7 protein-coding genes and 1 pseudogene are annotated in these 8,024 nt (G+C 71.0%); 3 read left to right on the top strand and 5 right to left on the bottom strand.

The genetic code is table 11. The annotated features are described in order from the left end of the window. Window positions 1–788 (bottom strand): glycoside hydrolase family 3 N-terminal domain-containing protein (locus ACWDX9_RS55885; RefSeq protein ID WP_449970919.1); only part of this gene is annotated, 788 nt, incomplete at its 3' end. A gap of 121 nt (window positions 789–909) precedes the next feature. Here ACWDX9_RS55885 and ACWDX9_RS55880 point away from each other — a divergent pair. Further along, complete coding sequence (locus ACWDX9_RS55880; protein WP_449970918.1) at window positions 910–1,899, top strand: LacI family DNA-binding transcriptional regulator; 990 nt, start codon at window positions 910–912, stop codon at window positions 1,897–1,899. A 7-nt stretch (window positions 1,900–1,906) separates the two neighbouring features. On the opposite strand, the gene ACWDX9_RS55875 is transcribed toward ACWDX9_RS55880, so the two are convergent. The 3 genes from ACWDX9_RS55875 to ACWDX9_RS55865 are packed head-to-tail and all read right to left on the bottom strand — an operon-like array spanning window position 1,907 to window position 5,653. Further along, complete coding sequence (locus ACWDX9_RS55875) at window positions 1,907–3,250, bottom strand: MFS transporter (protein ID WP_449970916.1); 1,344 nt, start codon at window positions 3,248–3,250, stop codon at window positions 1,907–1,909. Between the two features lie 43 nt (window positions 3,251–3,293). Then, the gene (locus ACWDX9_RS55870) at window positions 3,294–5,063 is read right to left on the bottom strand and encodes a sulfatase (protein WP_449970914.1); all 1,770 of its coding nucleotides are present in this window, start codon (window positions 5,061–5,063) and stop codon (window positions 3,294–3,296) included. After that, window positions 5,060–5,653: a PadR family transcriptional regulator gene (locus tag ACWDX9_RS55865; RefSeq protein ID WP_350741099.1), complete on the bottom strand. Its 594-nt coding sequence runs from the start codon at window positions 5,651–5,653 to the stop codon at window positions 5,060–5,062. The genes ACWDX9_RS55870 and ACWDX9_RS55865 overlap by 4 nt, the downstream gene beginning before the upstream one ends. Window positions 5,654–5,719: 66 nt before the next feature. Between ACWDX9_RS55865 and ACWDX9_RS55860 the strand changes: the two genes are divergently transcribed. Both ACWDX9_RS55860 and ACWDX9_RS55855 read left to right on the top strand, forming a co-directional pair. Beyond that, window positions 5,720–6,679, top strand: coding sequence for a formylglycine-generating enzyme family protein (locus ACWDX9_RS55860; RefSeq protein ID WP_449970911.1), 960 nt, complete (start codon window positions 5,720–5,722; stop codon window positions 6,677–6,679). Window positions 6,680–6,802: 123 nt separating this feature from the next. Then, window positions 6,803–7,006 (top strand): annotated as a pseudogene (locus ACWDX9_RS55855) (MarR family transcriptional regulator); the annotation flags it as partial. A gap of 127 nt (window positions 7,007–7,133) precedes the next feature. Here the strand turns inward: ACWDX9_RS55855 and ACWDX9_RS55850 are convergent. Next, a complete protein-coding gene (locus ACWDX9_RS55850; RefSeq protein WP_449970908.1) occupies window positions 7,134–7,883 on the bottom strand; it encodes a LysE family translocator in 750 nt (249 codons plus the stop codon). Window positions 7,884–8,024: the final 141 nt, after the last annotated feature.

Raw genomic sequence — 8,024 nt, 5'->3', positions numbered from 1 at the left:
GCCACAGCCTGGGCGAGCTCCTGCTCCAGCTGGGCAGGGACGCCGAGGCGGTGGACCGCTTCGAACGGTGCCTGACCGTCCGCCGTAGCCGCGCCCCAGTCGGAGACCACGTAGCCGTCGAAGCCCCACTCCTCGCGCAGGACCGTCGTGAGCAGCCAGGGGTTCTGCGACGCGTACACGCCGTTGACCCGGTTGTACGAGCACATGATCGTGGCCGGCCGCGCCTCGCGCACGACGTGCTCGAACGCGCGCAGGTAGATCTCCCGCAGGGTGCGCTCGTCCACCTCCGCGCTCACGCGCATGCGGTCGGTCTCCTGGTTGTTGGCCGCGAAGTGCTTGACCGACGCGCCGACGCCGCGCGACTGCAGGCCCGCGACCCACGCGGCGCCCATGACGCCGGCCAGCAGCGGGTCCTCGGCGAAATACTCGAAGTTGCGCCCGCACAGCGGTGAGCGCTTCATGTTGACGCCCGGGCCGAGGAGCACGTCCACGCCGAGCGCCCTGGCCTCGACCGCGAGCGCCTCCCCGACCTCGCGCAGGAGGCCGTCGTCCCACGACGAGCCCAGTGCCGCCGCGGTGGGGAACGCCGTGGCGGGCATGCTGTCGGCGAGGCCGAGGTGATCGACCCCGGCCCGCTGCAGGCGTACGCCGTGCGGGCCGTCGGTGAGCAGCGCGGACGGCACGCCCGCGTGCGAAACCTCCGCGGTCGTCCAGAAACTGGCGCCGGACACGAGCCGCGCCTTCTCCTCGAGCGTGAGCCGTTCGACGACGGGTCGTCCGTCGGTCATGTCGTGACCTTCCTGTCCTGCGGGATGAGGGGAGCTAGCGCGCGCTAGCTGCCGGCGATGTGACGCTAACCTTGGGGCACTAGCGCGCGCAAGTGCCATGTCGGGAAACGGGAGGGCGGCCATGGGCGGACGGGAACGCCGGGTGACGGCGAGCGACATCGCGCGGTCCCTGGGGATCTCCCGGGCCACGGTGGGCTTCGTCATCAACGACACCCCGGGCCAGACGATCTCGGAGGCCACCCGGCGCAAGGTGCTGGCCGAGGCCGCGCGCCTGGGCTACCGGCCGCACGCCGCCGCCCAGGCCCTCGCCCGGGGCAGCAACCGCATCGTCCTGTTCATCCTGCCCGACTGGCCGGTCGAGCACAGCCTGCGCCGCTACCTGGAGGAGGCGACCCTCGTCCTGGACCGCGCCGGCTACTCGCTGGTGACCTGGACCCGTCACGCGGGCGGCCGTTCCCGCCCGCTGTGGGAGACGCTCGACCCCGACCTCGTCGTCCCGGTCGTCCCCCTCCCCCGCGACGACCTCGACGTCCTGCGCCGGGAGGCGGGTGCGCGGCTGCTTTTCGGCGGCGATGAGCCCTCCGAGCTGCACGAGGTGCCGTCCCTGCGGGCCGGGCCGGCCCTCCAGGTGGAGCATCTCCACGAGCGCGGCCACGCCCGGCTGGCCGTCGCCCTCACGGGTGACCCGCGCCTGGAGCTGCTCGCCGGCCTCCGCGCCTCCCTGGCGCGGACGCGTGCCGCGGAGCTCGGCCTCGAGATCGCCGACGTGCGGCCGGTCTCCGACGAGGACGGCTCCGCGGCCGACGCCGTACGTGACTGGGTGGACTCCGGCGTCACCGGGGTGGTCGCCTACAACGACGACATCGCGGCCGCCGTCGTGGGGGCGGCCGTGCGCGCGGGGATCGCCCTGCCCGGCCGCCTCGCGGTGGTCGGGCACGACGACAGTCCCCTGGCACGGCTGCTGGTGCCCGCGCTGACGAGCGTGCGCGTGGATGTGGCGGGTTTGGGCAGGTACGTCGCCCATCGCGCGCTCCATGCTCTCGGGGTCGAGGACACGCCCCCGGCCGAGCCCGACGTCTGGGCCAGTGTGGTTCACCGGGAGACGTCGTGACCGGGTGTCAGTCCGCCAGCGCCTGCCGGCGGCGGAGTTCGAGCTGCTGCCCGATCCGGGCGGTGTCGCGCGGGTAGGTGACGTACAGGACGGAGAGCAGGAGGCCGTTGACGATCATCAGGATGACCAGCACCCACAGGAACACGCCCTGGATGCCGAGCGTTGCCGCCAGCGAGCCGGCCAGGAGCGAGAACAGCGCCCAGGCGATCGTCTCGAACACCGTCAGCCAGATCGCGTACGCCTGCCCGCGCAGCTCCGGCAGCACGACGCCGGCCACGATGGGCCGGTTGACCGGCGGGTTCAGGCCCTGGCAGGCGCCCAGCAGGGCCCAGAAGACCGCGTAGGTGGCGATCGTCTCGTACCGGAACTGCGTGCCGAAGAAGGCGATGACGGCGAACAGGATCTGGGCCAGTTGCAGGACCAGGACGCGTCCCCTGCTCGGCATGAGCCGGTCGAGCCGGGGCAGGATGAAGCCGGCGCTCAGCGTGGCGACGCTGTAGCCGATGCCGAACGGGAGCGCCACCAGGATGGCGGTGGCGTTGTCGATGCCGCGCTCGGTGACCAGGAACTGCACGCCGAAGATGGCGATCAGCAGGTGTCCCGACAGGAGCCGGCTCACCATCATCACGCTGTACGTGGGGATGCGGAACAGCCCGACCACGGAGGCGACGGTGACCTTCGCCTTCGTCCGGTCCTCGTTCGCGAGGTCGGCGAGCTGCTTCTCGGAGGATCCGATGCCCGGATCGGTGAAGAAGGCGGCGACGACGAACCCGGCGACGATGCAGACGCCGCCGAGGGTCCACAGCGCCCAGCGCCAGCCGTCCTCGCGTCCGACGAAGACGGCCATGACGGGCGCGAGGACGATGGCGGCGAGCTGGAGCGTACCGAAGAAGATCCCGTTCGCCCGGGCCCGCTGCTCGTCGGCGAAGGAGTCGGCGATGACGGCCATGGCGATGGGCGAGCCGCCGATCACCGCGGCGGACATGAGGGTGCAGCAGATGAGGAGCTGGACGAAGTTCTGGGAGAAACCGGCGGCGATGCCGAACAGTCCGCCGGTCACCGTCGTGGCGACCAGCGCGCCACGACGGCCGATCTTGCTGGACAGCCACACCCAGAACGGGCCGGCCGGAACGCTGGCGATCTTGCCGAGCGCCGCGATGATGCCGAGATGACCGCTGTTGAGCCGGAGCGCGGCCGCGAGCGTGGGGAAGACGGTGTTGATGAGACCGGCTTCGGTGTTGTCGACGACGCTCACGCCGGAAAGGACGGCGAGATTGCGCCAGCGGTGGGGGACGTTGGCGGCCTGAGCCGCTCCTGGCTGTACGGACGCGGTGGAGGCGCTGGCATCCATGCGGTGCCCCTGTCTGCAGTGTTGCGATAGAGAGACCGTCGCCTCAGTCGATCGAGGCGGCGGGTGTTGCCGTAAGAAGGCCGAACTGCTCGTCGATGCGGCTCAGGACCGCGGCGGGCACGAAGCCGAGACGGGCGAGGTCCAGCAGGCTCATGGGGGCGGGGGCGGCGAGCAGCTCCGACTGGACCAGGGCCGGCGCCTCCTGCGCGAGGACGTCCTTGGCGCCGGCGACGCCCAGCAGCTCCAGAAGAGGAGCGCGGAGCAGGGCAGGAGCCTGGAACTCCGCGCCCGTGGGCAGCGGCACGGCGACGGCCGCCGCGCGTTCGCGCTGCTCGCGGACCAGCAGGTGCTCGCGGGTGACCGCGCCCTCGCGCGGGATGCCCAGGCGCTCGAACTGGCTGGGCGGGGCGTCGGTCTCGACCATCAGACGGCGCAGCAGCTCGATCATCCGCAGCTCCACGTCGTCGTCCACGATCGGGCTCTCCTGCGCCGGGTCCTCGTGCAGGTCGAACAGCAGGGTGCCGTGCTGCCACGGGTTCATCCAGCTCGGGGAGGCCGGCATCCGCATCGTGCGCAGGCCCTTGGTGAAGGCGAACGGCTCGGCCGGCTCCCAGTCCCGCAGCTCCGCCACCGAGAACCGGGTGCGCATGTGGGTGGGCATGAGCGTGAACTCCTCCAGCGGCCCGTTGGCCGCCTCCCTGGCCGCGCGCATGTAGACATAGCGGCCGTCGGTGACGTTCACGTGCCCGCCGTGGATGCCGAACAGCGCACCCTCCCGCAGCGGCCCGTCCTGGGCGAGGTCCGCGCCCTGCATGTCAGGGGTGGGCTCCTGGCCGAAGTAGCGCAGCACGGTCGGCGCGATGTCGATGGTCTGCGCCAGCTCACCCCGCCGCCGGTCCCGCCCGCCGGTCCGCGGGTCCCACAGGAACATCGGCAGGTGCACCAGCTCGTTGAACCACGGCATCACCGACTTGGCCCACCAGCCGTGCTCGCCCAGCAGGAAGCCGTGGTCGGTGTTGACGACGAGCAGGGTGTCGTCCCACATGCCGTGCTCGTCCATGAAGTCCAGCACCCGGCCGAGCGAGCGGTCACACATCGACACCAGCGCGGCGTACTCCAGGCGGGCGTGCTCGACCTGTGCCTGCGGCTCCAGCACCTTCTGATACGGCGGCCAGTCGAACGCGGGCCCGTCATAGTCGTGCGGGTAGCGGTCCTTGTAGTGCTGGTGGGTGAAGAACGGCTCATGCGGGTCGAACAGCTCGATCTGCAACAACCACCGGTCGGCGTCGGCGTTGGTCTCCAGGAAGTGCAGACCGGCGTCGACGGTCAGGGTCTGCGAGTGCTCGGCCTCGGTCGGCATGTACGTGCGGTTGATCACGTCCTGCCGTTTCATCGCCCCGTACGGGCTCGCCGGGGCGCCGTCGTCGGCGACCACGCCCTTCCACGGGTCGCCCTCCTGGCCGCGGAAGAACTCCCAGGTGCTGTAACGGGTGTGGTAGGTCGCGCCGCCGTCCTCCCAGTAGTGCGGATGGTCGGAGACCAGATGCGTGTGCACGCCCGCCCGCTTGAGCAGCTCCGGCATCGAGTCGTCGAACGGCTCCAGCGGGCCCCAGCTGCGGTGCAGGAAGTTGTACCGGCCGGTGTGCATCTCACGCCGCGCCGGCATGCACGGCAGCGACCCGGCGTAGAAGTTGTCGAACGTCACGGCCTTGGCCGCCAGCCGCGCGAAGTTGGGCGCGTCGACGAAGGTGTCGGCGTAAGGGGCGAGCATGTGCCTGTTCAGGCTGTCGAACATGAGGATGATGGCTCTCATCGCGTCGCCTCCTCGGCGTGATCGGCGTTGATCGGCTCTCCGTCGAGGAGCCTCCGGCGCAGCTCGATGAGCGAGGCGATGTGGCGGTCCATCGCCTCGGCCCCGCGCCGGTGGAGCCACTCGTCCATCTGGCCGCCGAGCTCGGCGTCGTAGCCCCGCGGCGGCTCGTCGAACCGGCTGCGGTCACGGTGGCGGTACCGCGCGACCTCCGCCACCCGGGTGTTGATCTCGACGTCGAGGATGCCGATCACCTGCTCGACCGTCATGAACCCGGCACTGCCCAGCCGCGCGTACAGGTCGGGGTCCTGGAAACGCGTGGGCGGGTTGTACGGGCGCGTCAGCCAGTCGGTGAAGACCGTGTGGCCCTCTTCGGTCACGTGGTAGCGCTTGGCGTTGCTCGCCCCGGCGCGCTCCTCGATCGTGTGCTCGACCCAGCCGCGCTCCTCCATCGCCGCCAGCGTCCGGTACGCCTGGCTCATGGTCGTGTTCGAGCGCATGAACCGGCCGTGCGTGTCGAAGAACCTCTTCAGCTCATAGCCGGTGCTGGGGCGATGGAGCAGCGCGCCGAGCAGCAGAATCTCAAGCTTCATCAAATGGGCCCGTCGTTGTAACGGAGTTAACCGTGCCACAAGTGGAATGGTGATACCATGACACAAGTGTCATCCCCTGTCGATAGGTCCGACCCCTCTTCCTGCTGCATGCCGAACCTGGCGGCCACCCCGGGCCGCGAGCCGATTCCCGCCGGGCGCGGCGCCCACCTGATCGAGCAGTGCCACGTCGAGGCCGGCGCCTTCCGCATGGGCGACCCCTTCGGCGACGGCCTGGCCGGGGACGGCGAGTCGCCGGCGCACGAGGTGACGCTCGACGCGTACGCCATCGACGCGACCACCGTCACCAACGCCGACTTCGCCCGCTTCGCCGGCGAGACGGGCTATCGCACCGAGGCGGAGCTCGCGGGGATGTCGGCGGTCTTCCACACCCTGGTCCACCCGCGGGCGGACGTCATCGGCAGCTCGCCGCGCGCTCCCTGGTGGCTCGCCGTCGAAGGCGCGAGCTGGCGGCATCCGGAAGGCCCCGGCTCCGACCTGCTCGACCATGAAGATCACCCCGTCGTGCACGTGACCTGGAACGACGCCCGGGCCTACTGCGCCTGGGCCGGGCGGCGCCTGCCCACCGAGGCCGAATGGGAACGCGCTTCGCGCGGCGGCCTCGAAGGCGCCCGCTACCCCTGGGGCGACGACCTCCTCGACGCGCGGGGCGACTGGCAGGCCAACATCTGGCAGGGCTCCTTTCCCGACCACAACACCGCCGAGGACGGCTGGCCGGGCACCGCGCCCGTGCGCACCTACCGCCCGAACGCGTTGGGGCTCTGGCAGACCGTGGGCAACGTCTGGGAGTGGTGCGACGACCCGTTCGACCCGCGGGCGTACGCCAAGCGGACCCGCGCGCGGGTCCACGACCCGCGCTCCCGGGTCGCCCCGAGGCTCCGGGTCCTGCGCGGCGGCTCGTACCTGTGCCACGACTCCTACTGCAACCGCTACCGCAACGCCGCCAGATCGTCGAACACGCCCGACTCCAGCATGGGCAACGCGGGCTTCCGCACGGTGGCGCTCTGAGGCGACGGCCGGGCCGTCGGCCGCAGGGTCATGATTAGGCGGGCCCATGGCACATGAATCGGGCAAGTCGGCGATAGGGGCGCGATCCCCACCCCTAAGGCGCTTCTCGCGGCACCCGGTTATGTGGCCCGGCGGCTCCACCAGTCGTACGTGGCCCTGTGGACGCGTGTGGTCGAACACGTCCTGACAGGTCCCCAGTTCGCGGTCCTCACCGCGGTCGACCAGGGCTCGCTGGCCTCGGCGGTGGCGCTCGACCGGTCCACGATGGCCGACGTCGTCCGCCGGCTGGAGGACAACGGGCTGATCGTCCGGCACACGGCACCGCATGACGACCGGCGCAAGCTGCCGCACCTGACGGAGGAGGGGTCCCGGCGGGGCTGGTGCAGGGCCGGCTGCTCTGCAAGGTCCGCCGGCAGGCCAAGCGTGGCTGACGGGCACGGAGCACGGCCGGGGGTTACTCGGTGGCCACCCGGACTCCGAGCGCGATCAGGGTGGCGCCGAGGAGCGCCTCCTGGACGCGCCGGACGCGCCGGGAGCGGAGGAGGTGACGAACGCGGTGCACGCTCAGGGCGATCAGGCCCAGCCCGGTCATGCTGAAGGCGACAGCGATCATCGCCAGTCCCAGAGCGACCGGCACGGCCTGGCCCGGCGAGCCGGCCGGCACGAACTGCGGGAGAGCGGCCAGAAAGAACAGAGTGGCCTTCGGATTCGTGAGGTTGGTCAGGAGCCCCTGCAGGAAGGGCGTGCTGCGCCGTTCGGGCTCGGTGAGGTCCGGTTCGACGCCCCCATGCGCGGGGCCGATACGCCACGCCGCCCACAGCGAGCGGGCGCCGAGGACGACCAGGACCACCGCACCGGTGAACTTGACGAGCGCGAACAGCGCCTCGCTGCGCAACAACAGCTCCGCCAGACCAAAGGCGACCAGCGTGGCGTGCACGAAGAGCCCCGCCGCGCAACCGAGCGCGGTCCGCATACCCGCTGACCGGCCGGACTTCATCGTGCTGCGGACGACCACGGCAGTGTCGAGACCGGGCGTAATCGTGATCAGCAGGCACAGGCCGATGAAAGGCAACAAATGATCGGTCATCACACGATTGTGCCGCAGGACAACGCGATGCCGATGGGTGAACAAGCGCACCGTATCCTCCGATGAACCTTCATCATCCGGCAAGCCTGCGGGAGACGTCGATGTCAGCGCTTTCACGGACCTGTCCGTCGCCTCCGGTCCGGGAAGCTGTGGGCGGGGAGGCGGCGGTGTGGCTGTGGCCCGGCCGCGCCCTGTACGCCGGGCCGTCCCTGCGGCTGGGCCCGCACTCCGGCGCGGTGGCGTGCGTGGCTGTCGGCG

Source organism: Nonomuraea sp. NPDC003201 (genome assembly GCF_053590415.1).
The sequence above is the reverse complement of the archived record's forward strand: the minus strand, read 5'-3'. Positions and strand labels throughout refer to the sequence as shown.